At 55.9% G+C, this 25,615-nt stretch carries 19 protein-coding genes; 8 read left to right on the top strand and 11 right to left on the bottom strand.

Annotation, left to right across the window (positions count from 1 at the left end; genetic code table 11):
• Window position 1: 1 nt before the first annotated feature.
• The 9 genes from ACTIDN_RS03380 to ACTIDN_RS03340 all read right to left on the bottom strand — a co-directional run bounded on the left by ACTIDN_RS03380 (window position 2) and on the right by ACTIDN_RS03340 (window position 12,160).
• Window positions 2–1,132, bottom strand: coding sequence for an efflux RND transporter periplasmic adaptor subunit (locus tag ACTIDN_RS03380; protein ID WP_441376019.1), 1,131 nt, complete (start codon window positions 1,130–1,132; stop codon window positions 2–4).
• A 345-nt stretch (window positions 1,133–1,477) separates the two neighbouring features.
• The gene (locus ACTIDN_RS03375) at window positions 1,478–2,872 is read right to left on the bottom strand and encodes a sugar porter family MFS transporter (protein ID WP_441375973.1); all 1,395 of its coding nucleotides are present in this window, start codon (window positions 2,870–2,872) and stop codon (window positions 1,478–1,480) included.
• 189 nt (window positions 2,873–3,061) lie between these two features.
• Window positions 3,062–4,219 carry a rod shape-determining protein RodA gene (gene rodA, locus ACTIDN_RS03370; RefSeq protein WP_441375972.1) on the bottom strand — a complete coding sequence of 386 codons (1,158 nt, stop codon included), beginning with the start codon at window positions 4,217–4,219 and terminating at the stop codon, window positions 3,062–3,064.
• A 3-nt stretch (window positions 4,220–4,222) separates the two neighbouring features.
• Complete coding sequence (mrdA, locus tag ACTIDN_RS03365) at window positions 4,223–6,214, bottom strand: penicillin-binding protein 2 (protein ID WP_441375971.1); 1,992 nt, start codon at window positions 6,212–6,214, stop codon at window positions 4,223–4,225.
• Window positions 6,215–6,233: 19 nt separating this feature from the next.
• Window positions 6,234–6,800 (bottom strand): rod shape-determining protein MreD, encoded by a 567-nt coding sequence (locus tag ACTIDN_RS03360; protein ID WP_415508406.1) that lies wholly within the window; start codon window positions 6,798–6,800, stop codon window positions 6,234–6,236.
• A gap of 15 nt (window positions 6,801–6,815) precedes the next feature.
• Complete coding sequence (gene mreC / locus ACTIDN_RS03355) at window positions 6,816–7,721, bottom strand: rod shape-determining protein MreC (protein WP_086651536.1); 906 nt, start codon at window positions 7,719–7,721, stop codon at window positions 6,816–6,818.
• A 187-nt stretch (window positions 7,722–7,908) separates the two neighbouring features.
• Window positions 7,909–8,955, bottom strand: coding sequence for a rod shape-determining protein (locus ACTIDN_RS03350; RefSeq protein ID WP_415508407.1), 1,047 nt, complete (start codon window positions 8,953–8,955; stop codon window positions 7,909–7,911).
• Window positions 8,956–9,189: 234 nt separating this feature from the next.
• Complete coding sequence (locus tag ACTIDN_RS03345) at window positions 9,190–10,776, bottom strand: 2-isopropylmalate synthase (RefSeq protein ID WP_441375970.1); 1,587 nt, start codon at window positions 10,774–10,776, stop codon at window positions 9,190–9,192.
• 337 nt (window positions 10,777–11,113) lie between these two features.
• Window positions 11,114–12,160 carry a COX15/CtaA family protein gene (locus tag ACTIDN_RS03340; protein WP_415508419.1) on the bottom strand — a complete coding sequence of 349 codons (1,047 nt, stop codon included), beginning with the start codon at window positions 12,158–12,160 and terminating at the stop codon, window positions 11,114–11,116.
• A gap of 57 nt (window positions 12,161–12,217) precedes the next feature.
• On the opposite strand from ACTIDN_RS03340, the gene ACTIDN_RS03335 reads away from it, so the two are divergent.
• The 8 genes from ACTIDN_RS03335 (at window position 12,218) to ACTIDN_RS03300 (ending at window position 23,312) form a co-directional block, all read left to right on the top strand.
• Window positions 12,218–12,985 (top strand): TVP38/TMEM64 family protein, encoded by a 768-nt coding sequence (locus tag ACTIDN_RS03335; RefSeq protein ID WP_441375969.1) that lies wholly within the window; start codon window positions 12,218–12,220, stop codon window positions 12,983–12,985.
• Between the two features lie 125 nt (window positions 12,986–13,110).
• Window positions 13,111–14,385, top strand: a complete 1,275-nt coding sequence (locus tag ACTIDN_RS03330) for a multidrug effflux MFS transporter (protein WP_441375968.1) — start codon at window positions 13,111–13,113, stop codon at window positions 14,383–14,385.
• A gap of 116 nt (window positions 14,386–14,501) precedes the next feature.
• Entirely contained in the window at window positions 14,502–16,736 is a 2,235-nt protein-coding gene (locus ACTIDN_RS03325; RefSeq protein WP_441375967.1) for an ATP-binding protein, read from the top strand.
• Window positions 16,737–16,904: 168 nt separating this feature from the next.
• Window positions 16,905–17,438 carry an adenine phosphoribosyltransferase gene (locus ACTIDN_RS03320; RefSeq protein WP_048839036.1) on the top strand — a complete coding sequence of 178 codons (534 nt, stop codon included), beginning with the start codon at window positions 16,905–16,907 and terminating at the stop codon, window positions 17,436–17,438.
• 145 nt (window positions 17,439–17,583) lie between these two features.
• Window positions 17,584–19,839, top strand: a complete 2,256-nt coding sequence (locus ACTIDN_RS03315; RefSeq protein WP_441375966.1) for an FUSC family protein — start codon at window positions 17,584–17,586, stop codon at window positions 19,837–19,839.
• Between the two features lie 158 nt (window positions 19,840–19,997).
• A complete protein-coding gene (gene nadA, locus ACTIDN_RS03310) occupies window positions 19,998–20,996 on the top strand; it encodes a quinolinate synthase NadA (RefSeq protein ID WP_415508413.1) in 999 nt (332 codons plus the stop codon).
• A 16-nt stretch (window positions 20,997–21,012) separates the two neighbouring features.
• A complete protein-coding gene (nadC, locus tag ACTIDN_RS03305; RefSeq protein WP_441375965.1) occupies window positions 21,013–21,870 on the top strand; it encodes a carboxylating nicotinate-nucleotide diphosphorylase in 858 nt (285 codons plus the stop codon).
• 110 nt (window positions 21,871–21,980) lie between these two features.
• Window positions 21,981–23,312 (top strand): glycerate kinase type-2 family protein, encoded by a 1,332-nt coding sequence (locus ACTIDN_RS03300; RefSeq protein ID WP_441375964.1) that lies wholly within the window; start codon window positions 21,981–21,983, stop codon window positions 23,310–23,312.
• A 28-nt stretch (window positions 23,313–23,340) separates the two neighbouring features.
• Here ACTIDN_RS03300 and ACTIDN_RS03295 read toward each other — a convergent pair whose 3' ends face one another.
• Both ACTIDN_RS03295 and ACTIDN_RS03290 read right to left on the bottom strand, forming a co-directional pair.
• The gene (locus tag ACTIDN_RS03295) at window positions 23,341–23,928 is read right to left on the bottom strand and encodes a uracil-DNA glycosylase family protein (protein WP_441376018.1); all 588 of its coding nucleotides are present in this window, start codon (window positions 23,926–23,928) and stop codon (window positions 23,341–23,343) included.
• 255 nt (window positions 23,929–24,183) lie between these two features.
• A complete protein-coding gene (locus tag ACTIDN_RS03290) occupies window positions 24,184–25,596 on the bottom strand; it encodes a c-type cytochrome (RefSeq protein WP_441375963.1) in 1,413 nt (470 codons plus the stop codon).
• Window positions 25,597–25,615 lie beyond the last annotated feature (19 nt).

Below are 25,615 nucleotides of genomic sequence, written 5' to 3'. Positions count from 1 at the left end.
CTTACTGCCCTTTGTTCTGGCTGGCTGGGGCGTCAGGTGTTGCCGTGGCAGAAATTTCCTGCGGCTTGACCTTGGCTCCCGGTGTGACCTTTTGCAGGCCAACCACGACAATGCGCTCACCGGCTTTAAGGCCGCTGGTTACCAGCCAGTTGGTGCCAAAGGCCGCACCAGTCTGGATCTGGCGGCGTTCCACCGTGTCGTCAGGTTTGACAACCCATACTTCCGCATCACCATGGGTGTTGTGGGTTACAGCTTCCTGAGGCACCAGAAGGCTGTTGGGGTCTGTCCCTTCTTCAAGTTCTGCATGCACGTACATGCCGGGCAGCAACAGTTTGTCCGGGTTGGGCATGATGGCGCGCACAATGACAGACGCCGTTGACGTATCAACATTCACTTCCGACAGGGCCATATGGCCTTTGTGCTCATAGCCTGAGCCGTCTTCCAGTGTCAGGGTAACTGGTACCTCACCATCTGGCTGGCGCTCAATACGGCCTTCAGCCAGTTCCCGCTTCAGACGCAGCAGCGTAATGGCGGGCAGGTTGACGTCCACATAAATAGGGTCAAGGCGTGTGATGATGGCCGTGTTATCTGTCTGGTTTGCGGTAACCAATGCGCCGACCGTGACCAAGGTACGGCTGATTCTGCCAGAAATAGGGGCATACATTTTTGTGTAGCCCAGATTGACCTGTGCGCTTTCCACTTGCCCTTTGGCGCTGAGAATCTGGCCTTGTGCCTGCTTTTCAGCGGCGACAGCGTCATCATATTCCTGTTTGCTGACGGCGTGTTCTTTGACCAGTGCGCGGTAGCGTTCCAGCTTGGCGCGTGCGGTAACTTCGCCTGCCTCTGCTTCAGCCAGTTGACCGCGTGCCGTGTCGTAGGCGGCCTGATAGCGGGAGGCATCAATCTGATAAAGCTGCTGCCCGACTGTTACATCGGACCCTTCCTTGAACAGGCGTTTTTCAATAACCCCGGTCACCTGTGGGCGAACCTGCGCAATTTCAAAAGCGTCCGTACGGCCCGGCAGGCTGGTGTGTATAACAACGGGCTGTGTACGGAGGGTTAATACACCAACGCTCTGGGGTGGCATCTGATGTTGGTCATTTTTACGTTCGCACCCTGCGAGAGCCAGCATAGCTACAGCTGATGCCAGAAGCGGACGTAGGGGAAAGCGGTGCGTTGTCACTCTGGCAAATCCTGTTTTTTGAAAAACAACACAAAAAAATGCGCTCGGGCATTCTGTTAGACGGGTCGGGCCCTACGGCCTCGGGGAGAGAACGAACAGAAAGCCAGTGCGCACGAAAAGCGTTATGGGGGGAAAGAATAAAAACAGTACTGTTTGTTACCTTTTCCGAGGCAAGCTAAGAGCGCTTTTGACATAAGTCAAGAGAAGACACGCCAGACGGCCGTGCTTTTAACAAGCACGGCCGTCTGGCCCCAAGGCAGCGTCAAAAAGGGAAAAGGGGAAGAGAGGGGCGGTTTATTGCCCGATGTCGCGCAGTTTTTTACCGGCCATCAGGTTCTGCTCAATCCGCTCCAGAGAAGCCCCTCGCGTTTCGGGAACAAACAGGAATGTCAGTGCAAAGAACACGGCATTGAGCGCCGCCATAAGCCCAAATGTATTGGCACCCCCAAGCCAGCCCAGTACACTCAGGAAGGATGCGCCCACAACCATGTTGGAAATCCAGTTGGTCAGGGTGGAGATGGTAATGCCGAGATCCCGCCCTTTGATTGGCTGGATTTCAGAGCAGAGTACCCACATGAGGGGACCGGCAGACATGGCATGTGCGGCAATAAAGACAATAATAAGCCCTACACAGAGGAATTTGGCCGTTTGCGTTTCCATGCCGGTGTAGTTCAGCCATGCCAGTGCCGTCAGTGCTGCTGTCATGGTGGCAAAGCCGCAATACAGGATGGGTTTGCGGCCCCAGCGGTCCACCAGCCCAACAGCGGCAATGGTGGCCAGCACATTTACAAACCCGACAATGGCAGTGCACCAAAGCTGTGCTGCCCCAACAAAACCGGCCAGCGCAAAAATTTTGGGGGCGTAATACATAACCACGTTAATGCCAGCAAACTGCTGCATGATCTGCAATAGGATGCCCAGCACAATCGACCGCCGAAAATTGGGGTTTGAGCGCAGCAGGGCAAACCCGCCCTGCCGCTGCTGAAGCTGGGCCTCAATGGCCTCAATTTCCCCGTGTGTATCGTGTGACTTGGGGCGCAGGTAGGAGAGGACATTAAAGGCTTCCTCCCTGCGGCCGCGCATCATCAGCCAGCGGGGGCTGTAAGGAAGAAACACCACGCCGATAACAAAAAGCACACCGGGAATAGTAATAACCCCGAACATCCAGCGCCATTGCCCGTGATAGCTGAACAGCGTGTCACTCAGAAAAGCCAGAAAAATACCCACGGTAATCATGAGCTGGTAGGTGGAGATCATGGCTCCACGGGTTTTCTCGCTGGCAATTTCCGACAGATAAAGCGGTGACGTAAAAGCTGCGACCCCAATGGCAAGCCCCATCAGTGCGCGCCCCACAATCATGCTGGCAACGGACCACGCCAAAGCGCAGCCAAGCGAGCCCAGAATGAAAATAAGGCCACCAAGCACAAGCGACCATTTGCGGCCCGTAACCCGTGAGAGCCAGCCCGCGGTGACGGCTCCTATGGCTGCCCCGGCCATCATGGCGCTGACAATCCATTCCTGCGCCATGGTGGATGCATTGAAGTCTTTTGCCACGAAGTCCAGCGCGCCAGAAATCACCCCGATATCCAGCCCGGACATCAGGCCTGCTGTTGCCGCCAGAGTACCAATCAGAGCGCTCCTGATATGGAAAGAAGATGAGGAGGGCGAAGCTGAAAGGTCTTGGGGCATGGGGTGATCAGATTTCCGGCTCTGGTTCTTGTTATTCTCTAAAAGACCACTTGCATGGTCCCCAACCGTATAAGGGCAGGTAGGCTCAAAAAAGTGTTGTAGTCTTTACCATCCTATTATTAGCCAAAATAGTATTGCTGTATAGCGTGTGGGTAAAACAACGCCTTGTCCGTGTGGTTGTTCAGCAGGTTACTGGGTATCTTCTTCGTTAATTTCTCCAAAACGGGAATCACGATGCACCCATGTGGAGAGAAGCAGGCCAAACCCCAGCATGACGTTCAACATGGCTGACCCCCCGTAGGAGACCAATGGTAGTGGCACCCCCCCTACGGGAATAGCCCCCATCACCATGGACAGATTAACCAGACAATACAGGAAAAAATTCATGCTGATGCCAAGTGCCACCAGTCGGCCAAAGCGGTTGCGGCTTCGGATGGCCATGACCATACCACCCAGAATAAGCAGCAGCAGCAGCCCAATAACAGTAATGGCGCCCGCAAAACCCCATTCTTCCGCCAGCATGGTGAAAATGAAGTCTGTCTGTTTTTCCGGCAGGAAGTTGAGCTGACCCTGTGAGCCATGCAGGTAACCTTGCCCCCACATGCCGCCTGACCCGAGCGCAATTTTGGACTGGATAATATTGTAGCCAGCACCCAGCGGGTCACTTTCCGGGTTCAGGAAGGTGGTGATACGCGCGCGCTGATAATCGTGCAGATGTGTGTAGGCAAATTTAGCCAGATACGGGACAGGCAGTAGCAGGAGTATAATCTGCCAGAGCCGCATACCCGCGGCAAAAAACAGGGCCGCACCAATGCCGCCAATAATGGTGGCTGTTCCTAGGTTGGGCTCTTTGAGAACCAGTATTACGGGCAGCAGCACCATGCTGGCAGGCGGAAGAAGCCAGAGAGGATTGGCCATGCGGCGGTAATTGATCCGGTAAAACCAGGATGCCAGCGCCAATACAAGCGCCACTTTGGCATATTCGGAAGGCTGAACCTGTAGGCCGCCTATCATCAGCCAGCGCTCGGCGCCTTTACCGGTATGCCCCATGTGCAAAACGGCAATCAGCAGGATGATGGAGACAATATAAAGAGGCCAAGCCCCCCGGACCAGTATTTTAGGGGGAAGCATGGCTACGGTTATCATGAGCACTAGCCCCACCGCAAAGCGTGCCGCCTGAGGCGCTGCAAAAGGATAGGGTGCACCTCCCGCAGCAGAGTACAGGGTGACATACCCAACACCGGCCAGTGTGCAGATAAGCAGGACATACAACCAACTAATGCGCCAGAGTTTGGACAGCAACCGGAAGCTGGGCTCATCCCGCAAAAGGCGTTTGTGAAACTTCATTGGTTATTCCGTGTCCGGGGGAACATCCCCTTTTTCAGTTCCAGAAGCAGGCGTAGGCTCAGATGCAGGAATTGGCGCGGTATCGGGTGGGGGGGGGGGTACGGGATCTGGCGCAGGGGTTGTACGGTTTGCAGGGTCACGTTGCAGGGTATCAATCATGATGTCGCGCGCCAGAGGGGCTGCTGCGTCTGCCCCCGTGTTGCCGTGCTCAATGACAACAGACACAGCATATTGTGGGTTTTCGTAGGGCGCAAAACAGATGAACAGCGCGTGCGGCCTATATTCCCACGGTAGGTTGGCGGAGTTGAAGTGCCCGCTTTCCCGCATGGCGCGGGAGACGCGCCGCACCTGCGCGGAGCCGGTTTTTCCGGCCATGGTGATGTTAGGCAGGTTCAGCTTGGCTTTGGGGGCTGTACCGTGCGGCTCATTGACCACAGCAAACATGCCTGAGCGGAGGGCCTCCAGATATTTGGCAGGCATATCCAGCGCAGGCCAGTGGTCTGGCGTAGCTTGTGGCCCGATGTCCCGATTGAGGGCGCGTACCAGATGTGGCTGTACCGCGCGCCCCGTTGCCAGCCGGGAGGTATAGGTTGCCAATTGCAGGGGGGTTACCTGTACAAAGCCCTGCCCGATACCGCTGACAATTGTGTCCCCCCCGTTCCAGTGGTGGTGGTGGGCTTGCCGCCATGCCGGAGTGGGAATGAGGCCTGAGCGAATATGGGGCAGCTCAATATCAAGCTGTGTTCCCAGCCCGAACTGATGAGCGGTTTCCGCAATACGGTCCATGCCAACGCGGCGGGCCATTTCGTAAAAATAGACGTCACAGGAAAATTTGAGCGCCTGATGCAGGTCTACTGACCCATGGCCCCAGCGTGACCAGCAATGAAAGCGCGTACCCCCCACATCCAGATGGCCCGGGCAGAACACACGGTCAGAAGGGGAGAACAAGCCAGATTGCAGGCCCGCCATAGCCACGGCAGGCTTGAAGGTTGAACCGGGCGGGTAAACACCGGCCACAGTTTTATTGATAAGGGGTGTGCGTTCGTTGTTAGTCCACTCTACCCACTGGGCGTGGCTTACACCGCTGTCAAAGAGGGATGGATCAAAAGAGGGCGTGCTGACCATGGCCAGCACCTCACCATTCCGGCAGTCCATCACAACGGCGGAGGCCGTTTGGTCTGCAATGCGATTCAGAACCTTTTGTTGCAGGCCACGGTCTATGGTCAGGCCAATTTCTGCCCCCGCTGCGCCTTCTTCACGGTTCAGTTCAGACATGACACGGCCTATAGCGTTTACTTCCATTTCGACCGAGCCTGCGGTGCCACGCAGTTTCTCGTCCTGGCTCTGCTCAATACCAGCACGCCCTACCCGCATACCGGGCAACGCGAGCAGGGCGGAGCGAGCAACGTCCTTCTCGTTTGGTGGGGCGACATAACCCACAATATGCGCCAGCAACTCCCCTTCCGGGTAGACGCGCCGTGTACCCACATCGATAAGCACACCGGGGAGGGAGGGAGCGTTCAGTTCAATACGTGCCATCTCGTCCCAAGATAGGAAGTCTCGGAGCATGACTGGTACAAAGCGGCGCTGGTGGCGCATTTCCCGCGCAATGCGGGCGCGGTCGCGGTCATCCAGCGGTATCATGGTGGAAAAGCGCTCTATTGTGCCCGCAACATCCGTTGTTTCTTCCGGCATCAGCAGGGCGCGCCAGTTTTCCTTGTTGTTGGCTAACGGAACCCCGTAACGGTCCACAATCCGGCCGCGTGGCGGGGCCAGATAGCGTTTGCTCATACGGTTGCTAGCCGCCATGCGGGCGTAGCGGTCACCATCCTTGACCTGAAGCGTATAAAGCTTGTGGGCCAGAGTGCCCAATGCGCCAGTCTGAACAGCCATCAGCAGAAGGGCACGGCGGGTAAAGACACCCTGCGCCGGGTCTTTTTGGTTCTTGATAGGCATGAGGCGCTGGTTTTCGCGCTTGCGCCGCTTTAGCCGCATGGCACGTCTCCCCGGCGCATCAGGCGTCTTCCTTGTCGTCCAGCCGGTTCAGGATCGATGAAAACAGGGCCGAAAGAGGGGGATAGAGACCAATACACAGGAAGGCCTCAAATAAAGCGGGAGGCAGGTCCATAACAGTGAGTCTGAACAGGCAGGCCAGCCCCCATTGCAGCAGGCAGGCTGCCAGCGCAACAAGTGAGAATACACCCCAAACCAGCAGAAAGGGCAGCCGCATCAGGCCAAAGCGGGCATAGAGCCCCACGCCATGCACAAGCAGCAGTAACAGGGCGCTGACCCCAAGCGGGGTAAACCCGACAAGGTCCATAAACAGGCCCAGCAAAAACACAGCAAGGCTGGGCATACCGGTTGGCCGCCAGAACGACCAGAAAAATACGGTGGTCAGGACAATAGCGGGCATAAGTTCTGCAATGCCGGGTATGGGAAGCGGTGCTGACAGCACCACAATAACCAGCGCACAAAACAACGTGGGCAGTAACCGGCGGGCACCATGGTCCAGCCGATGCCAGATAGTTTGGCGTGGCTGAATTTCAGGCTCCCATGCCCGCATGGAGGGGTCAGGCATCATGGCTCAGGCTCCTCCTCATTCCTGCCCCAGCAGGTTTTTGAATGGCAGATCAAGGGATTTGTGTGGAGGGGCCAAAGGAACATGGCCCGGTGCGTCCGGCGGTTCGACCTGTGAGCGTCCGAAGTTGAAAACACGCAACAGGGACAAATGGTCAAGTTGCGCAAAAGGGGCCACAACAGGCCGACCTTCGGCAACGTAATGGACCGTGCCAATAGGCAGACCGGCAGGGAAGGCTCCTGCCTGATCGCTTGTCACAACACGTTCCCCCTCAACCGGGCGGGTATCCTGCGCATAATACATCAGGCGCGGCATGGGGGAGTTGTCCCCTACCATGATGGCTGGAGCCTGACTGGCCTCCAGCATGACAGGCAGGCGGCTGGCAATATCGGTAATAAGCAGAATACGCGCGGAGTGCGCCCCTGTTTCCGTCACACGGCCGGCCAGACCATTTGCAGCAAGGGCTATGTTGCCAACCTGCACGCCGCTATCCGTGCCCGCTACCAGCAGCACGGCGCGTGTATAAATACCGCCGCTATCTGCCACAACGCGGCCGGTTACAAAGGCGGGTGCTGGTTCGGGAATCCAGTGCAATGCGGTTTTGAGGGAGTCGTTTTCCCGCGTGAGGGAGACCGCAACATCGTACCATCGGCGCAGATTTTCGTTCTCTGCTTTCAGTCGTGCATTTTCCTGCGCCAGTTGCCCGGCTTCTTGCAGGTTATGGGTAATGGCAACCGCGCGTTCCTGACCAATGCTGACCAGAGACCAGAAGGGGGAGAGGACATCGGTCGTGTACATCCGGGCCCTGTCTGCCAGCTTACGGTTTGCCTGACCGGCAATAAGAATAGCCAGAGAAAGCAGGACCAGAAGGGGCAGAACAAGTTTGCCAAGAGCCTGACGGAGCTGAATGGAAACAGGAATCACGCGCACAAAGCCTTGGGCGGCAGGAAGGCTGCCGCACCGTAAGCGTTCAGGGTATGGATGCTCTTACCCCACATGACCTGTGATATGTCCTTTCTGTCAGTCAGGCTGACGGGATGATCGCCCTTCCATAGCAGGCAGCAAGGCGCAGGAGTTGCGAAGTCTGTAAACGATAAGTTTTGACGAGGGCTTAATACATTGTGGTCAGGATGTTGCGCAGCCGCTTCATTTCTTCCAGTGCGCGGCCAGTACCAAGCGCCACGCAGGACAAAGCGTCTTCCCCCACAACAACGGGCAGGCCGGTAGCAAGGCGCAGCACATCGCTCAGGCGGTACAGCAATGCGCCGCCGCCGGTCAGCACAATGCCCTTGTCCACAATATCAGCAGCCAGTTCTGGCGGTGTGTTTTCAAGGGCAGTGGTAACGGCATCAACAATCTGGCTGACAGGTTCAAGCAGACTTTCCGCAATCTGAGCCTGAGATACCTGCACTTCCCGCGGGACGCCATTAATCAGGTCACGTCCTTTGACGTCCAGCCACGGGCCGGGGTCTTCCGGGTCATCCGGCATCATGGCGGAGCCGAGCTTGATCTTGATGCGCTCGGCAGAGCTTTCACCAATCAGCAGGTTATGGGTACGGCGGATATAGGAGATAATGGCCTCATCCATCTTGTCACCGCCCACGCGCACAGAACGTGCATAGACAATGCCACCAAGAGAGATAACGGCGACTTCCGTTGTGCCGCCGCCAATATCAACAATCATGCTGCCGGATGGCTCTGTGACAGGTAGGCCCGCACCAATGGCGGCAGCCATGGGTTCCTCAATCAGGAAGACACGGCGTGCGCCAGCACTTTCCGCACTTTCCTGAATGGCACGGCGCTCAACGGCGGTTGAACCGGAGGGCACGCACACAATAATCTGGGGGCTGGTAAAAGCACGGCGGTTATGAACCTTGCGAATGAAATGCTTGATCATTTCTTCCGCGACATCAAAATCCGCAATAACACCATCCCGCATGGGACGGATGGCAGTGATATTGCCGGGGGTACGGCCCACCATCTGCTTTGCTTCCTCACCTACGGCAAGAAGCTGTTTTTTCCCTCGCACATCGGCAATGGCCACCACGGACGGCTCATTGAGAACAATGCCGCGTCCTTTGACATAAACGAGGGTATTGGCAGTACCCAGGTCAATTGCCATGTCAGCAGACATAAGACCGAGTAGACGAGAAAACATCCAGGACTCCTGGCTTGAGAGAAAGGCGGCACAGTACGATCAGGCCAAGTGCAAGCCAATCAGGAAGTTAACTTGGGTCGATCGTGTTGGTGTATGTGGGGCAGGCATTAACGACCCGCAACCTGTGGCACAAGACCTTTCCTCAACAAACTGGGCGGAAAGATGGCAGCCTGTCCAGTTTAGGCTCCAAAGGCACGGCAGAATGATGCCGGTACCTTTGGAGGAAGGGAGAAACTAAGCCGTCAGGGCTTCTGGCTCTGCACGGTCACGCTTGACCAGCAGCTTGTTGAGGGCGTGCACGTAAGCGCGGACGGCTGAAACTACGGTGTCAGCATCGGCACCCTGACCATCAACAAGTTTGCCTTCTTCTTCCAACCTCACTGTTGTGAGGGCCTGTGCGTCCGTACCCTCGGTGACCGCACCTACGGAGAACAGGGCCAGACGGGCCTCATGCGGGAAGGCAACGCGCAGGGCATTAAAGGCGGCATCTACCGGACCGTTGCCGGAAGACTGGGCTGCAACCGTCTTGCCATCAACCTGCAAGGCCAGCTCAACTTCAGACGGTTTGCCGGAGCGGGAGGACAGGTTGAGGCTTTCAAAGCGGATACGGTCGTGGTCGCGCACTTCGTCATCAACCAGCGCGACAATATCTTCGTCGTACACAACCTTTTTGCGGTCAGCCAGATCCTTGAAGCGGGAGAAGGCATCATTCAGCTTGCTGTCTTCCAGTTCGCCATACCCCAGCGCTTTCAGCTTATCGCGGAAGGCGGCACGGCCGGAATGTTTGCCCATAACCAGAGAAGAACGGCTCCAGCCAACGCTTTCCGGTGTCATGATCTCATAGGTGGCGGCGTTTTTCAGCACACCATCCTGATGGATACCGCTTTCATGTGCAAAAGCATTGCGGCCCACAATCGCTTTGTTAGGCTGAACATCAAAGCTGGTGATAGTCGCCAGCATACGGGACACTTTCAGCAGGCTGGGCGTGTGAATGCCGGTGGTGAAGGGGTATTGGTCATGGCGGGTGCGAATGGCCATGACAATTTCTTCCAGAGCGGCATTGCCTGCGCGTTCACCAATACCATTGATGGTGCATTCAATCTGGCGAGCCCCCCCACGGACAGAGGCCAGTGTATTGGCAACGCCCAGACCCAGATCATTATGATTATGCGCGGAGAAAATGACTTTCTCTGCCCCAGGTACGCGCTCCAGCAGCATGGCAAAGATACGTTCCATGTCTTCTGGTGTGGCGTAACCTACCGTGTCGGGAATATTAATGGTGTTGGCACCAGCCTTGATGGCGGCTTCAACGCAACGGCACAGGAAGTCCGGGTCCGTGCGGGAGCCATCTTCGGCCGACCATTCCACGTCATCAGTCAGGTTGCGGGCTGCCGTGTTGCCGGTTGTAATCAGGTCCAGAACTGTCTCTGGTTCCATCCGCAGCTTGTATTTCATGTGCAGCGGGGAGGTGGAGATGAAGTTGTGGATTCGCTTGCGTTCAGCCGAGGCCAGAGCTTCACCCGCAGCCACAATATCTTTCGGGCCACCGGTACGCGCCAGAGCGCAGATAACAGCCCCTTTTGTGTTACGGGCAATCTGGCTGACGGACTCAAAATCGCCCTTGGAGGCTACGGGAAAACCTGCCTCAATGACGTCCACACCCAGTGCGGCCAGCGCTTCTGCCATGCGCAGCTTTTCGGCAAGGTTCATGGAGAAGCCGGGAGACTGCTCCCCATCACGCAGGGTGGTGTCAAAAATAATGACCCGATCTGCGCTCATCTGACCAAAGGAAGGATGGGTAATGGTATGGGTGGCTGACATGAAAGGACTGTCCTTGGAATCTGTCTTGTCTGGTTTCAGCATGCGGTAACGCACGCCCTGCTCCCGCACGAATGCGAAAAATCACTTCATTCATCCCCTAAGCGCGACAGCACGAGGCCGCCTTGATCGCTCAGGGGCAGATTAGTCGAAGAAGGAGGAGGGGAAGACGCAGGCTCACGCCGCCCGCCTGCGCCATATCGGCACTGTGCGGTAGGTCTGACGTGAACAGAACGGAGGTCATACAAGGCACCATACAGCCTCAAACTGTAAAAGCAACCGCAGAAAAAGCAGGGCCGCCTGCAAAAAACGGCCCAATTCATGCGTGGTTGTTCTGCTTTTAGCGGGCAGAGGCACCCCGCAGGCCATGCAGCACGTACAACATGACCCCCAGCAGGACCGCAGCAAAGGTCTGGTGCACCGTACCCGCCCAGACCGGAACGACTAGCAAGAGAGTGGTGACACCCAATGCGTACTGAATGGCGACAGCCCACCCCAATGCCATAAGGGCACTATGGGCGCGGCTACCGGGTGCAAAATTCTTCAGGCCCACCAGCAGAATGCCCCCAATAGTCAAGGCAGTCAGGGTGGCCAGAAGGCGGTGGTCAAACTGAACAGCAGCCTTGTTCGCAACCCAGTTCAGCCAGAGTGGGGTCAGGTTGGCATAGTCTGCCGGGATCAGGCGTCCGTCCATAAGTGGAAAGGTGTTGTAAACAAAACCGGCGTGTGTGCCTGCTGTAAAGCCGCCCGCTATAATGGTCAGGCAGATAAGGCCGGTGCCACACCACACCAGTTTTTTGGTCAAACGTGTGCCAGCCGAGGCCACGCTGGGTTGTGGTTCTGGCCAACGGATGGAAAAAGCGGTCCACAACACGGCACTGTAAAGAATGAGCGCGGCACTCAGGTGCAGGACAAGCCGCACAGGTTCCACAGCCGTGCTGTCCGGACGAAAGCCGGATGCCACCATGAACCATCCGATGGCACCCTGAAGCCCACCCAGAATAAAGAACAGGAACAGCCGGAGGGCGAGGCCACGCGTAATCATGCCGCGAATGGTAAACCAGATAAGCGGCACAATGAGCACAAGGCCCATCAGACGCCCCCAGAAGCGGTGGATCCATTCAGCCCAGAAAATTTTCTGGAACCCTTCCAGCCCAAATCCTTCATGCTGTAAATGATACTGCGGAATGGTCTGGTACAGGGCAAACAGGCGCTCCCACTCAGCATGGGACAGGGGGGGGATAAACCCGCTGACCGGCTGCCAGTCCATAATGGACAGGCCGGAGCCTGTCAGGCGCGTAATGCCACCAATGGCAATCATGCCCAGCAGCATGAAGCACAGAACGAAGAGCCAGTTTGAAATCAGACGGCGATGGTGGGGCGCCATGTCAGCATGGCGTGCAGGAGAGGAAGACATGGCAGCCTTTGCAAGGTGAGACATCGTGTGCTGAAGGCTTTAAACCCTGCTTGCGGCCTGCGGCAAGAAGATGCTAGCGCCGCCAGTATGGAACCTGCCCCGCCTTCTTCACCTGTTGCGCCGCCACGGCCCGTAACGCGCTTTCTGCGGCCTGTGCTCATGCTGGGTTTTCTGGTGGGCGGCGCTCTCCTGCTGCGGCACATTCCCGGCCTTAGGCATGTGCTGGAAAGTACAGACCTGTTGCGAGCTGGGCTGAAGGGCCGGGCGCTATTTCTGGCGGGGGCTGCGGCATGGTGCGCCTTTGGTTTGCCGCGTCAGGTTGCCGGATTTGCTGCCGGGCTTGCCTACGGTTTATGGGAAGGCACCGTGCTGATTACCGTAGCCTCCACCGCGGGGTGTGTTGCCGGTTTTTACTGGGCCAGATGGGGTGGTCGAGACTGGGCCAGAACCAAGCTGGGGACTCGTTTTGCCCGTATGGATGCCATGCTGACAAAGCAGCCCTTCCTGAGCATTCTTACCTTACGCTTGCTACCAGTTGGGTCTGCTTTGCTGCTCAATATTCTGGGCGGTGTATCGGGTATGCGGCTGCTCCCTTTTGTGGGGGGAACGGTTCTGGGCGGGTTGCCGCAGAACTTGGTGGCCGTTCTGCTGGGGTCGGGTGTGCGCCTGAATGCTGTGTGGCAAACTGTGCTGGGCGGAGGGCTGTTCCTTGTCTCCGCTTTGTTTGGTATGTGGTTGTGGCGGCGTTCCACCATGATCAGTTTGTTGCCGCAGACGGAAGAAAGCAAAAAATAAACGTCTCACAATTGCCACTCAATACTATCAGAATACACCTTGAATGAAGGGATGTTCTGATTATCTCTCCGTATTACTACAGCATCTCTGCTTTTTTCTGAAATTGACCTGTTTTGGAGCGCCGTATGGCTTCTGCCTCTGTCTCTCGAGACTCTGCTGCACAAGCAATCCCTTCTGAGCGAGCAATCCCCGGTTGGGTTCCTTTGCTGCTTGGTTTTCTGACAGCTGTTGGCCCAATTTCAACAGATATCTACCTTCCAGCCTTTCCCGCCATGGAGCAGAGTTTCCATACGGATGCGGGCAATGTGCAGATGACATTGTCCATCTGGTTTATAGGGCTTGCGCTGGGGCAATTGACGGTTGGCCCCCTGTCTGACCGTTTTGGGCGGCGCGGCCCCATGCTGGCGGGCAATTTCATTTATGCGGTGGCGTCGGCGGTCTGTGCTTTTGCGCCTGATATTTTGACATTTTCCATCGCCCGTTTTGTAGCGTCCATTGGGGCATCTGCCAGTCTGGTTGTGCCAACAGCCTGTGTGCGGGATATGGTGCCAGACCGTAATGCCGGTGCCAAAATGCTTTCACGGCTGGTTATGGTTATGGGTGTTGTGCCTATCCTCGCCCCCATGTTGGGGGGGATGGTCGTAGCAGTTGTGTCATGGCGGGTTATTTTCTGGGCATCGGCTGTTTATGGCGCGTTGTGTGTTGGTCTGGTGTGGTTTCTGTTGCCGGAAACGCTCCCGCTTCAGAAGCGTGTGAGCCTATCTCCGTTCACGCTGATCGCACGCTACACGACACTTCTGAAAGACAGAGCATTTTCATCTCATGCTCTGGTGACCGGTTTTTCCACCTTCATGCAGTTCAGTTACCTGACGGCTGCTGCCTTTGTGTTCATCAAAATGTTCAATTTCTCCCCTCTGCATTTTTCCATGCTGTTTGGGGTGTTCTCGGTGTTCATGATCGGGGCGTCACAGATCAACGGTTTGCTGGTGGGGCGTATTGATTCCAGCCGCCTGCTTTCAGGCGCAGTACTGGTATCCATGCTGGGGGGCGTTTTGCTTGTTGCTCTGGTTATCTGGGGCAAATGGTATGCTGGCCCTGTATGGCAGCAGCATCAGGTCTGGTTCATCATTGCCGCCATGCTGTTAACGCTGGCTCCTACTGGTATTATTTTCCCCAATGCCATGATGGGGGCGTTGGCGGATCATCCAAGCCTTGCAGGGGCTGCCGCCGCACTGGCGGGCACCATGCAATATGTTCTGGGCGCACTGGCAGGCTTTACCCTTGGGCAATTTGCAACAACCTCTGCATTGCCCATGGCAGGGTGCATGCTGTTCGGGACCATTATGATGTTTGTTATGTGCCAGTTCAGGCCAAAGAGTGCAGCTACCCCGCAGGCGTAAAAACTCTCAAATACCCGCCTAGAAAAAGCATTATGCACTCCTAAGGCTTGACGGATTGGGTCAGGGCTGCACAGTCCTGACTTTTCGCGTGGCGGTTAAGGGAGCTTGTACACCGCATGGCACGGCACCCAGCAAGAAGAGCCCATATACTCGCCTTAATTGGCGCAGGCCTGCTTATTGTGACGTTTGGCACAATGGGCATAGAGCTAGGCAATGAAATGGCCCGCCATGGTGACATGGACAGGCAGAGCACAGCCGCAGGCAGTTACCTGCGGGCCCTGCACCATGCCACCAGTCAGGCGCGTATTTGCCATTATGCGTGGGAAGCCAAAAAACAGCAGAGCGATGCCGCCTGCTATAGCCATGCCGTTACCCAGATTGGGGATGCACAGTCTGGCTTTGAGGCCTTCAAGGCGGTGCACCAGCGGGAAGGCTCCAACCGTGCGGAACCCCTGAAGGCCATTGAGCAGGAACTTGCCCGGATTGCGTCTTGGAAAAAGGACGCTGTAGCCATCCCTGCCAATGGAGAGGGTGTGCTGGCCACGCTGGATGACAACCTGTCCGTTCTCAGCCGTGTCAGCACGCTTGATCAGGCAGACCGTGTGGCCAACATGCTGCGGAATACCGGCTGGCAGCGCAGGTTGGCGCTCTTAGGTATTTTGACAGGTGTGCTCAGTCTTATTGCCTCCGGCTGGGTGTTGGACCGTTCCTCCCTTGCTGCTGCGCGGGCTGAAACATCCTCCCGTGATCTGGCGCTTCGTTTGCGCGCTACGCTGGACAGCCTCAGTCTGGGTGTTGCTGTTTTTGGGGCAGATGGCCGCCTGTGGCACTGGAACGAAAAACTGGGCACAGTGCTGGGGTTGGAGAAAGATTTCCTCAAATTCGGCCTGCCTTATGATGCACTGAGTGGGGTGTTGGTCGTAGGCGGCGTGCCTCTTCTGGAGCCTTTTGAACATATTGAGGAAAGCCTTGCTCTCGGCAAAGCGGTGCCGCCGGTTGTGGCTGAATGTAAAGGCCCCAATGGGGCAGACCTTGAACTCTGCCGGACCCTGTTTTTTGCGCCCGATGGTGCCGCAGGCCAAAGAGGCTTTGTGTTGACCGCAGCCGACATCAGTATGCGGTTGCGGAGTGAACGTGCGTTGGGTGAAGCCCAGAAGCTGCGAGCCCTCGGTCAGTTGACCGCAGGTATTGCGCATGACTTCAAAAACTTGCTGACAGTTATTCTGGGTAATCTGGAACTGGCAGCGGATTACGACCAGCCCGAACATGTAGAGCAGCGTCAGGAATATTTGTCTGCGGCAACGCATGCAGGCCGACGGTCGGAAGCCCTGACGGGCCAGCTTCTCTCCTTCATGCGGCGTGAGAGAAGTACCCCGGACTCGCTTTCCCTTTCAGACCTCTTTTCGTTTTTGAATGGGTTGCTGGGGCGTATTATCGGCTCACGTATTGAGGTCACGTGCCTTGATGCAACAGGGGTATGGACCGTGCGGGCGGATGCTGCCCAGCTTGAAAGTGCTGTGCTTAATCTGGCCATTAACGCGCGGGATGCCATGCCCAAGGGCGGCCGGCTGCGTATTGAGGCCCATAACATAACCTTCCCCGTTAATGCAGACCTTATGAGCCTTCCGGTTGAGGGAGGGCGGAATCGTCGTGTCGTGTCAGACATCATGCCCTTGCCAGCCGGGGATTGGGTGCGTCTGGATGTGATTGATAGCGGCAGTGGTATGACAGACGATGTGCTGAACCACCTGTTTGAACCGTTTTTCACCACCAAGGCGGAGGGGGCAGGCACCGGGTTGGGCATGGCTATGGTCATGGCGTTTGCACAACAGATGCGCGGGCGTGTGATGGTGGCAACGGGTATGGGGCAGGGCACATCAGTGTCTCTCTGGTTGCCGCGCGCCACGGCAGAGGTGCAGGATGCTGCGCTGACATTGCCAAAACTCCCAGCCGCCAGCACTGAGCCCCGGCAGCTCCAGGTTCTGGTGGTGGAAGATGATGCCGCTATTCGGGATATTGTCGTCACCATTCTGGGTATGGCGGGCCATCGCGTGCTGGATGCGGCAGATGGTGAGCAGGCTTTTGATGTGGCCGCCGCCGCCGGAGGGCAGATTGATCTTCTGGTAACGGATGTAAACCTGCCCGGCCCACTGGATGGCCTGACTTTGTCTCGTGTTCTGTCAGACCGTTATCGGTCTATGGCGATCGTGTATATGTCCGGCGACCTGACGCCTGAAACCGTGTCATTGCCCGGCGCTGTAGAAGGGGCACGTCTGCTGGCCAAACCTTTCCGGCGCGACGGGTTGATGCAGGCTGTTACAACCGCCCTTGGCGCACGGGCCCGCGTGTAGCTTTAGGGTGGGTTTCTCTTGCTTAAAAGGTGTTTCACGGGCTAGAGCGTGTGCCGACCTTGAAACAGCCGGTTATGGCTGTGGGCTATACGTAATATCATTTTAAAGAAAACTGCGGGACTATCAGGCTCTTTCCGCAGCTTTCAGACAGGAAGGAAAAGACCGAACATGACGACGCACGAAGAGATTGATCTGAAGCGTTATATTCGGAATATTCCGGATTTTCCTAAACCCGGTATCCTGTTTTACGATATCTCCACCCTTCTGCGTGACGCTGATGCCTGGCAGCTTGCTATGGGGCGTGTGGCCCGGCAGGTTGCGCCGTGGCAGCCGGACATTCTGGCCGCAGTGGAATCCCGTGGTTTTCTGACGGCAGCACCCCTTGCAGATCGTCTGGGATGTGGCCTGCTGATGATGCGTAAACCGGGCAAACTGCCGGGTGAGACAATCTCCCATACTTATGATCTGGAATATGGCAGCGATACCCTCCAGATTCAGGCTGATGCGGTAAAGCCCGGCCAGCGCGTTGTAGTCATGGATGATCTGCTGGCAACAGGCGGCACTTTGGCGGCATCGGTTGCGCTTTTGCGGAAAGCGGGCGCCAATGTTGTTGGGGCCTCTCTGCTTGTTGAACTGACAGGTCTTGGTGGACGCAACAAACTGGATGTGCCCGTAAAAAGCCTGCTCTCTTACGAAGATTAATAATCTGTTCTGCATCGTGTTGTGCCGTGAAAGCCTGATCTAGGCAGAGAGCACATACGAGGTGTGAGTACAGTTTTACGCCGGCATGGGGTATGTAAAACCCCATGCGACAGGCACAGACTCCCCTTTTATCAAGACAGGTTGCATGAGGCGCGCGGTGCTCTCTGCACACCAGTTTTATCTGGCTTTGGCAGAGATGGCCCGGCAAACGCTGCTGGGGGAAGGGCCACCGCGCAAACTTGACCATTTACGCTGGTTGTTTGCGCCAGATCTCTTGTCCTTCGGGTATGCGCTCCGCACGACCATTTCTTCCCTTATAGCGCTGGGTATTGCGTTATGGTGGGAGCTGGGCAGCCCCCAATGGGCGGCGCTGACAGTCTGGATGGTTGCGCAGGGCACTCGTGGCAAGTCTATTGCCAAGGCGCGTTGGCATATGTTCGGCATGGTGGTGGGCACTGTATGCGCCATTATGCTTGTTGCATGTATGCCGCAAGCGCCGTTGCTGTATGTGTTCAGCCTTGCTGTGGGCATAGGAGCCTTCTGTTTTATAGGTACCCTTCTGCCGGGCCCTGCGGCCATGACCAATTACCGTATTCACGGTATGCGGGCCTCAGGCTTTACCTATGCCATCATTGCGTTGGATGGCGTACTGGCTCCCGACCATATTTTTGAAATTGCCATGGCGCGCGCCACCTATATTACGCTGGGCATTGTTGTTGAAACGACTATTTCCTCTCTTTTCCAGTATCGGCTGGAAAACCGGGCAAGGGACCGTCTGGCTACCAATTTCGTACAGGCTCTTGGGGGAGCAACGCGCGCCCTGAGCAAACTGCTCCGGGGCGAGCGGCAGGCTGTTGCACATTCTACAGATATTTTTGGCACGATCCTGACACTGAGCGATCAGGTCGAGTTTGCAGAAATTGAAATGGGCCGCCACCAACATGAAGGCGACCATGCACGAGCAGCTCTGGCGGCCATGACAGTCCTGATGTCTCGTGGGTTGGAACTGGCGGCCTTGCTGGCTGTGCCCAACAGCCAGGGCGGTCATTACCGCCAAACAGCTGAACAGGTGAGCAACTTTTTGCAAACATTGCCCCAACGCTTAAAGGGGCAATTGCCTATTCAGCCAGTGTTGGCAGAACTGTCCCTGCAACGGGCAACCTGCCGTGAACTGGCAGCAACCTGCTTGCAGGAAGAAATGGTTGCGGCCACGCGTCCTCCAGTTGATCTTCCGCTTGAGCGCCAGTTGTCGCGTGAGGGGCAGATTCTGCACAAACTGAGTGAAATGCTGGATGAACTTTCTCTGGCGCTACAACAGTTTGAAATGAGCCGGAACCCTCAACCGCATGACCATTTCCATTATGGAATGCAAACATATCGTGACTGGCGCATGGCCTTTACCAACAGCCTGCGTGCTTCGGTCACTATTTTCTGTGCCGGGCTGATCTGGGTTGTCACAGCGTGGCCGGATGGGCTGACCTTCATGATGTTTGTGTCCATCGTGTGCGCTCTGTTCTCAACACTTGAACAACCGGCACTGGCAACTCAGGCCTTTTTGCATGGCACTATATGCACCATAGGCATGGGCGCGTTGTTGGACCTATGGGTGATTGCCCAGCCCACAACTTACGAAATGCTTGCGCTATGTCTGGCTGTTCCCATGTTGATAGGGGGGCTGGCTTTTACGTACCTGCCCCTTATTCTGGGCGCTGTGGCCTATAATCTTTTTCTGCCCATCCTGATAGGCCCTGTTAATCAGGGCCGGATGGATGAGGTCATGTATTTCAACACCGCCTTGCCACTCCTGCTGGCCATGGTGTTTGCCATGTGGATGTACCGTGTTTTTCTGCCGTTTGACCCGGATGGTTTGCGGTGGGACATGCGGATGGACATTCTCCACTGGTTGCGCAGACTGGCCACATGGCGCACACCCCCACTACCATCCGAAGTTGTGGGGCGGGGTGTTGATAATTTTGTGCGCCTATCTTCCATGTCCAGCAACAAAGGGTCTTTTGTTCTGGAACGCTATTTAAGCGGCGTTCTGGCTAGTATGACCATAGGGCTGAATGTCCTGCGCCTGCGCGATATTCTGGCTCGGGGTGTGTTGCCTGCTGGAGCGCACAGAGCCACACAGGACATGATGAGCCGTATGCAGCGCTTTTCTGGCCGCTATGGTGGCCAATATGGGCGCACTGCTCGCGCAACGCACCTAGCTGTACGGTATCTTGTGAACTGTGAGCAGACGGAAACAAACCTGTCTGTCCGGCTGGAAATGCTGCGTGCTCTGGCGTGCCTGCGGGTTATTGAGACGGAGCTTGCGCAGAATCAGGCCTTTTTTGATGCCTCGACACCGTATCTTGATAAGGCTTTTCCCAAGCCTGAACTGGCGGAAAAATCCTAAAAAATATTTTTCTTCGTTATTTGGTATAGGACTTTTGAAAGTTATTGATTGGCGCGTCTGGTTAAAAGAAACTCATCCATGCGGTGTGTGGTGGCTTTCGGGAAAAGGGTGCCGTAAAACCAAGATCTTGGTTTTGACCCTTGTGGCTGGAAAAATAGATGCGCCAGGTTTCTGACTCGTCCCTGTATCATGACAAGGCAAACGCGCTTTATGAGCGCGTGAAGCATGTTGTGCCTGCTATGGAGTGGGCCACTTTTGTGGATGATATTGCGGCTATTCTGGAACTGAAGGAAAAACGGAACGCCGTTATTCTGGCCCATAATTATCAGACACCAGAAATTTTCCACTGCGTTGCAGATATTACTGGTGACTCACTGGCTCTGGCGCGCAAGGCTCAGACCGTGCAAGCCGATGTTATGGTGATGGCAGGCGTTGAGTTCATGGCCGAAACCTCAAAACTGCTTAACCCTTCCAAAATGGTGTTGCTCCCATCTCAGGAGGCTGGGTGTTCTTTGGCTGAGTCCATTACGGCGGAGGATGTCAGGCTGATGCGGCAGAAATACCCCGGTGTGCCAGTTGTCACCTACGTTAACACCTCGGCTGCGGTAAAAGCTGAAAGCGATATCTGCTGCACGTCTGGCAATGCCCGTCAGGTCATAGAAAGTCTGGGTGTTGAGGAAGTGATTATGATTCCGGATGAGTTTCTGGCGCAGAATGTTGCCAGAGAAACCGGGGTCAAGGTCATTACATGGAAAGGCCATTGTGAAGTGCATGAGCGCTTTACCCCTGAAGAAATCAGGGAGTGGCGTAAGGCTTTTCCGGATATTGTGGTGCTGGCTCACCCAGAGTGCCCGCCAGAGGTCGTGGCTGAGGCTGATTTTGCAGGCTCCACTGCTGGGATGTCAGACTTTGTTTCATCCGGCAAAGCGGCACGCGTACTGTTGGTGACGGAATGTTCCATGAGCGACAACCTCGCGGTTGAGCATCCGGAAGTGGAGTTTGTGCGTCCGTGTAATCTGTGCCCGCACATGAAGCGTATTACCCTTCCGGCTATCAGGCAGACACTGGAAGCGATGTCTGGGCAGGTAGAGGTTGATGCCGCCATAGCAGACCGTGCCCGACAGTCTATTGAGCGCATGTTGGCTGTAAAAGTTTAAATCAGGAGCCTTTCCCATGGTGCCATCCTTGCCAGATATCATGCTGGAACCACTGGTAAGAGCCGGTTTGCTTGAAGACCTTGGCCGTGGGGGAGACCTTACGACCAATGCACTTATTGGCCCGCAGGAGCGGGTCCGTGTTGCTGTGCGTAGCAGGCAGGCCGGGGTGCTGGCGGGGCTTGATCTGATGCGCTTGTCTTTTCACCTGATTGACCCTGCTGTGCAGTTTGAACGCCTGATGCAGGAAGGCGCTACTGTTGCCCCGCAGGATGTTGTGGCCATAGCAGAAGGACCAGCCAGTTCTATCTTGACCGGCGAGAGAGTGGGCCTGAATTTTCTGTCTCACCTGAGTGGCATTGCCTCCGCAACGGCAGCGATGGTGCGCTCCGTACAGGGCAGTGGCGCGCAGATCTGCTGTACACGCAAAACTCTTCCGGGCATGAGGGCCCTTCAAAAATACGCTGTAAAAGCTGGTGGGGGAGCAAGCCACCGCATGGGGCTGGATGATGCCATCCTTATTAAGGATAACCATATTGCGCTTGCCGGCAGCGTAGCGCGTGCCGTGGCTAAGGCACGCGCCTATGCAGGTCATATGGTGAAAATAGAAGTAGAGGTGGATACAGTTGAGCAGTTGCAAGAACTAATGCAGGCTGAGCGGGTCGATGCCGTTTTGCTGGATAATATGTCTCTGCAGGACCTGAAAACCTGCGTCAGCATGGTGCAGGGTGCTATGGTGGTTGAGGCATCCGGTGGCATTACCCCGCAATCGGCTCCATCTATTGCTCAAACGGGCGTGGACCTTCTGTCCGTCGGCTGGTTGACACACTCTGTCACTGCGCTGGATTTTGGGCTGGATTTTGAAAAGGCGCTGTAAGGTTCCCTTGTTTGGAGGCTAATAGCCATCAACAATCTTTGAACAGACTCTTGTATGGCTCTTATGCAAGGGTGCTGGTCCATAAAACACAACAATAAGAGTGGCTTTCCATGCGGGTTTCCCAACAGGATAAGGTGCCAGACTTTACCAATACGGCACCGGAGGCGTGGTCTGACCAGCAGGTTCGTGCTTTTCTACGCAGTCTGTTTGATGCCGCCATTGCCAGTGCACAACCGTCCCGTATTTTAGCCAAGGCGCTGCCGGAAAAGCCCAAAGGCCGATGCATTGTGGTGGGAGCGGGTAAAGCCTCTGCCGCCATGGCCGCAGCGCTGGAAGAGGCATGGCCCGATGTTGCGCTGGAAGGTGTTGTGGTTACGCGGGATGGGCATGCGGTGCCTACGCAGCATATTACCATTCTTGAGGCATCCCACCCCGTGCCGGATGCCCGGAGTGTGCAGGTGGGGCAGGAAGTGCTTAACGCAGTAAGTGCTCTTGGCGAAGAGGACTTGGTAATCGCGCTTATTTCTGGTGGTGGGTCATCTCTTCTTACCTTGCCTGTTACAGGCATGACGCTGGAAGATAAAATTTGTATTGGTCAGGAGCTTTTGCATTCTGGCGCGACAATTTCAGAAATGAATACCGTGCGCAGGCATTTGTCTGCCATTAAGGGCGGTCGCCTCGCGCAGGCCGCATTCCCGGCGCGTGTTGTCACGTTTGTCATGAGTGACGTGCCGCGTGATGACCCTGCGGTTATAGCTAGCGGTCCGACTGTTTCCTCCCCCACCACAGCAGAAGATGCGCTGGCTATTCTGGAGAAATACGAGATCTCTGTGCCTGAAAGTGCCAAAAACCATTTGCGGCAGCAGGAAGATGCAACAGAGAAACAGGCCACCATGCACCCAGAAAATAGTGTGCATATGATAGCAACCCCTTATCTGGCCCTTCAGGCAGCGGCGCGGGTTGCCGGAAAAGCCGGGGTAAGAACTCTCGTTTTAGGGGATGCGCTGGAAGGCGAAAGCCGTGTAGTGGGTACTGTTTTGTCGGGTATTGCCCAGTCAGCCAAACAGCATCAGGTGCCTGTGAAAGGGCCTGCTGTTCTGCTCAGTGGAGGTGAAACCACAGTGACAATTCAGAAAGGCGAAAAGCCCGGAAAGGGAGGCCGTAATACCGAATTTCTTCTGTCCTGTGCAGTATCTTTGCGTGAAGCAGAAGGAGTTTGGGTGCTGGCAGGGGATAGCGATGGTATTGACGGCACAGAAGACGCAGCCGGCGCCATTGTAACCCCCACCACCTTGAAACGTGGGAAAAAGTCAGGTCTCGATGCAGAAAAGTTCTTAAAAAACCACGACAGCTACAGTTACTTTAAGGCTTTAAATGATCTGATCATGACGGGGCCAACACTGGTCAATGTGAATGATATTCGTCTGATTTTTATTCAGTAAGGCAAGGTTGGAGGCAGGCTTTGGGGATTTACTCTCTTAAAGCCTGCGTGACGGCCTGCCTGAGTGCAGGAAGAACATCGTCCTGAAAGGCGGGAGTGTGTCGCTCCCACGCGCCTGTGCGCCATGACGGGTGAGGTAGCGGAAAATACCGGGGTAAATAGTCTCGGAACGCAAGAGTTCTTTCGTAAACCTTACCTTTTCCCAACGCATAAGTCTGAGAATACGCCCCCACCAGAAGTGTAAGCCGAATGTTGGGAAGAAGCGTCAATACGCGTTGTCGCCATAATGTTGCACACTCTGGGGGTGGGGGGGTGTCACCGCCTTTTGGTAGAACACCAGGGTAACAAAAAGCCATGGGAACAATGGCTATTTTGTGGGGGTTATAGAACTCTTCTCGGCTCATGTTCAGCCACGACCGAAGGCGCTCGCCTGAGGCATCATTAAAAGGAATGCCTGTTTCATGCACACGCGTTCCCGGTGCTTGTCCGGCTATCAGAATGCGAGCATCTGGCGAGAAATTGAGAACAGGCCTTGGTGGGAAAGGCAATTTTCCAGCGCAGGCAGTGCAGTGCCGCACTTCCTTGAGAAAGCAGGAGATCTCCTCCTGCGATGGCATGTCAGATAAAGCGGCACCCTGCGTAAAAAGATCCATCACACACGTATCTTCCAGTAGAGTATGTCTGTGTAAGGGAGAGATTGTGCAAGGGGCCGGTTACCAGTCATGACCAGCATATGAGGTGCTGGACGCTTCTCTGCAAGATGTGAGGTAAGGCCCTTTAAGACGCAGCCATAAAAAAAGCGCCGCCATGTTGCCACGGCGGCGCTTTTCCCTGTGGCTCTCTGTTGCCAGAGAGCCCGCAAGGTTGTTGTTTTATTGAGCTGCGTCTTCGCCCGTATGGGTCTGCGGAGCAAAGGTCCAGCCTGAGCCATATGGCTGCGGATGGAACACACCCCATGTTGCCGTTGCATCTCCACCGAAACCCCATGAGGTGGTGGAAATTGGAGCATGGTTAACGCGCAGTTTCTGGATGTCGGAAGCTGTGACGTTAGCAGGTGCCTTGTTGCCCCATGACGTGCGGATGAAGTTGACCACATCAGCAATCTGCTGGTCAGACAGAACGCTTTTGTAACCCGGCATAGCCACGGCGGAAGGTGCCCAGTTGGTCGGAGGCAGAACGCCACCGGCAACAATGATATGCGCCACAGAAGTCGGGTTATCCGTTACCACAACGGAGTTGCCGGCCAGTGGTGGGAACATACGGCCTACGCCACCCCCATCATTACGATGGCAGATTGCGCATTGTTCAACATAGGTGGCGGCACCCGGTGCAGATGTATTGCCGGAATCCAGCGCCTGTGCCGTTGAAGCATCGTACGTGTAGTCGCCACGTGACGGTGGAACTGGCGGCAGAGCCTTCAGGTATTTCGCCATGGCTCGCAGGTCTGCATCCGTGAAGTACTGGGTGCTCCAGCCAACAACGTCTGCCATGCCGCCAAATACAGCGGAGTGATCTGTACGGCCAGACTTCAGGAACAGGTACAGGTCTTCTTCAGACCAGCGACCAATACCAACAACCGGGTCGTTACGCAGGCTGGGAGCAATCCAGTTATCAATTGGTGCGCCGCCAGCCAGGAAGTCTGCACCACCGGACGCATCAAGTGCTTTTTCCTGCATACCAAAGCCACGCGGGGTATGGCACGCACCGCAATGGCCTGGGCCTGTCACCAGATATTCACCACGTGCGACCTCAGCATCGGTGCCGGGAGCCGGGGTGAAGGGTTTTGGTGTGGGGGCAAATGTGGAGCGCCAGATGGACAGCGGCCAACGCATGGACAGCGGCCATGAGATGCCCACTGGCTTGTTGGGCTGGGCAACCGGCTTCACACCATGCATGAAGTAGGCATAGAGCGCCTTGATGTCTTCATCCGACATGCGGGCAAAGGACGGGTAAGGCATTGCCGGGTACAGGCTGCTGCCGTCTTTGCGCACGCCATGACGGATGGCTTTGTCAAAGTCTTCCAGCGTGTAGGAGCCAATCCCGTAAGTAGGGTCTGGCGTGATGTTGGTGGAGTAGATGGTGCCGACCGGAGTTTCGATCGTCAGGCCACCTGCATACACCTGACCATGCAGTGCGGTATGGCAGGCAACGCAGTCCCCAAGGCGAGCAACATACTCGCCTTTTTTCACCAGTTCAGTGTCAGCGCCCTGAGCGTGGGCCAGTGAAGCACCAGCCAGAAGCCCGACGGTGACCGCTCCCAGAGCGGTTTTTAGTCCTTTAATCATCGTTTTTTACCACTATCTC

The sequence above is a fragment of the Acetobacter sp. genome (genome assembly GCF_052102375.1).
GTDB lineage: Bacteria > Pseudomonadota > Alphaproteobacteria > Acetobacterales > Acetobacteraceae > Acetobacter.
Note: the sequence above shows the minus strand (reverse complement) of the source record. Positions and strands in the feature narration are given on the sequence as shown.

Excerpts from the sequence above, each read along its gene's own strand:
- ACTIDN_RS03375 (WP_441375973.1), bottom strand. The coding sequence starts at position 2,872 with ATGCCCCAAGACCTTTCAGCTTCGCCCTCCTCATCTTCTTTCCATATC.
- ACTIDN_RS03380 (WP_441376019.1), bottom strand. The coding sequence starts at position 1,132 with ATGCTGGCTCTCGCAGGGTGCGAACGTAAAAATGACCAACATCAGATG.
- ACTIDN_RS03330 (WP_441375968.1), top strand. The coding sequence starts at position 13,111 with ATGGCTTCTGCCTCTGTCTCTCGAGACTCTGCTGCACAAGCAATCCCT.
- ACTIDN_RS03300 (WP_441375964.1), top strand. The coding sequence starts at position 21,981 with ATGCGGGTTTCCCAACAGGATAAGGTGCCAGACTTTACCAATACGGCA.
- rodA (WP_441375972.1), bottom strand. The coding sequence starts at position 4,219 with ATGAAGTTTCACAAACGCCTTTTGCGGGATGAGCCCAGCTTCCGGTTG.
- ACTIDN_RS03315 (WP_441375966.1), top strand. The coding sequence starts at position 17,584 with ATGAGGCGCGCGGTGCTCTCTGCACACCAGTTTTATCTGGCTTTGGCA.
- ACTIDN_RS03350 (WP_415508407.1), bottom strand. The coding sequence starts at position 8,955 with ATGTTTTCTCGTCTACTCGGTCTTATGTCTGCTGACATGGCAATTGAC.
- ACTIDN_RS03325 (WP_441375967.1), top strand. The coding sequence starts at position 14,502 with ATGGCACGGCACCCAGCAAGAAGAGCCCATATACTCGCCTTAATTGGC.
- nadC (WP_441375965.1), top strand. The coding sequence starts at position 21,013 with ATGGTGCCATCCTTGCCAGATATCATGCTGGAACCACTGGTAAGAGCC.
- ACTIDN_RS03295 (WP_441376018.1), bottom strand. The coding sequence starts at position 23,928 with ATGCCATCGCAGGAGGAGATCTCCTGCTTTCTCAAGGAAGTGCGGCAC.
- mrdA (WP_441375971.1), bottom strand. The coding sequence starts at position 6,214 with ATGCGGCTAAAGCGGCGCAAGCGCGAAAACCAGCGCCTCATGCCTATC.
- ACTIDN_RS03360 (WP_415508406.1), bottom strand. The coding sequence starts at position 6,800 with ATGATGCCTGACCCCTCCATGCGGGCATGGGAGCCTGAAATTCAGCCA.
- ACTIDN_RS03340 (WP_415508419.1), bottom strand. The coding sequence starts at position 12,160 with ATGGCGCCCCACCATCGCCGTCTGATTTCAAACTGGCTCTTCGTTCTG.
- ACTIDN_RS03320 (WP_048839036.1), top strand. The coding sequence starts at position 16,905 with ATGACGACGCACGAAGAGATTGATCTGAAGCGTTATATTCGGAATATT.
- nadA (WP_415508413.1), top strand. The coding sequence starts at position 19,998 with ATGCGCCAGGTTTCTGACTCGTCCCTGTATCATGACAAGGCAAACGCG.
- ACTIDN_RS03290 (WP_441375963.1), bottom strand. The coding sequence starts at position 25,596 with ATGATTAAAGGACTAAAAACCGCTCTGGGAGCGGTCACCGTCGGGCTT.
- ACTIDN_RS03345 (WP_441375970.1), bottom strand. The coding sequence starts at position 10,776 with ATGTCAGCCACCCATACCATTACCCATCCTTCCTTTGGTCAGATGAGC.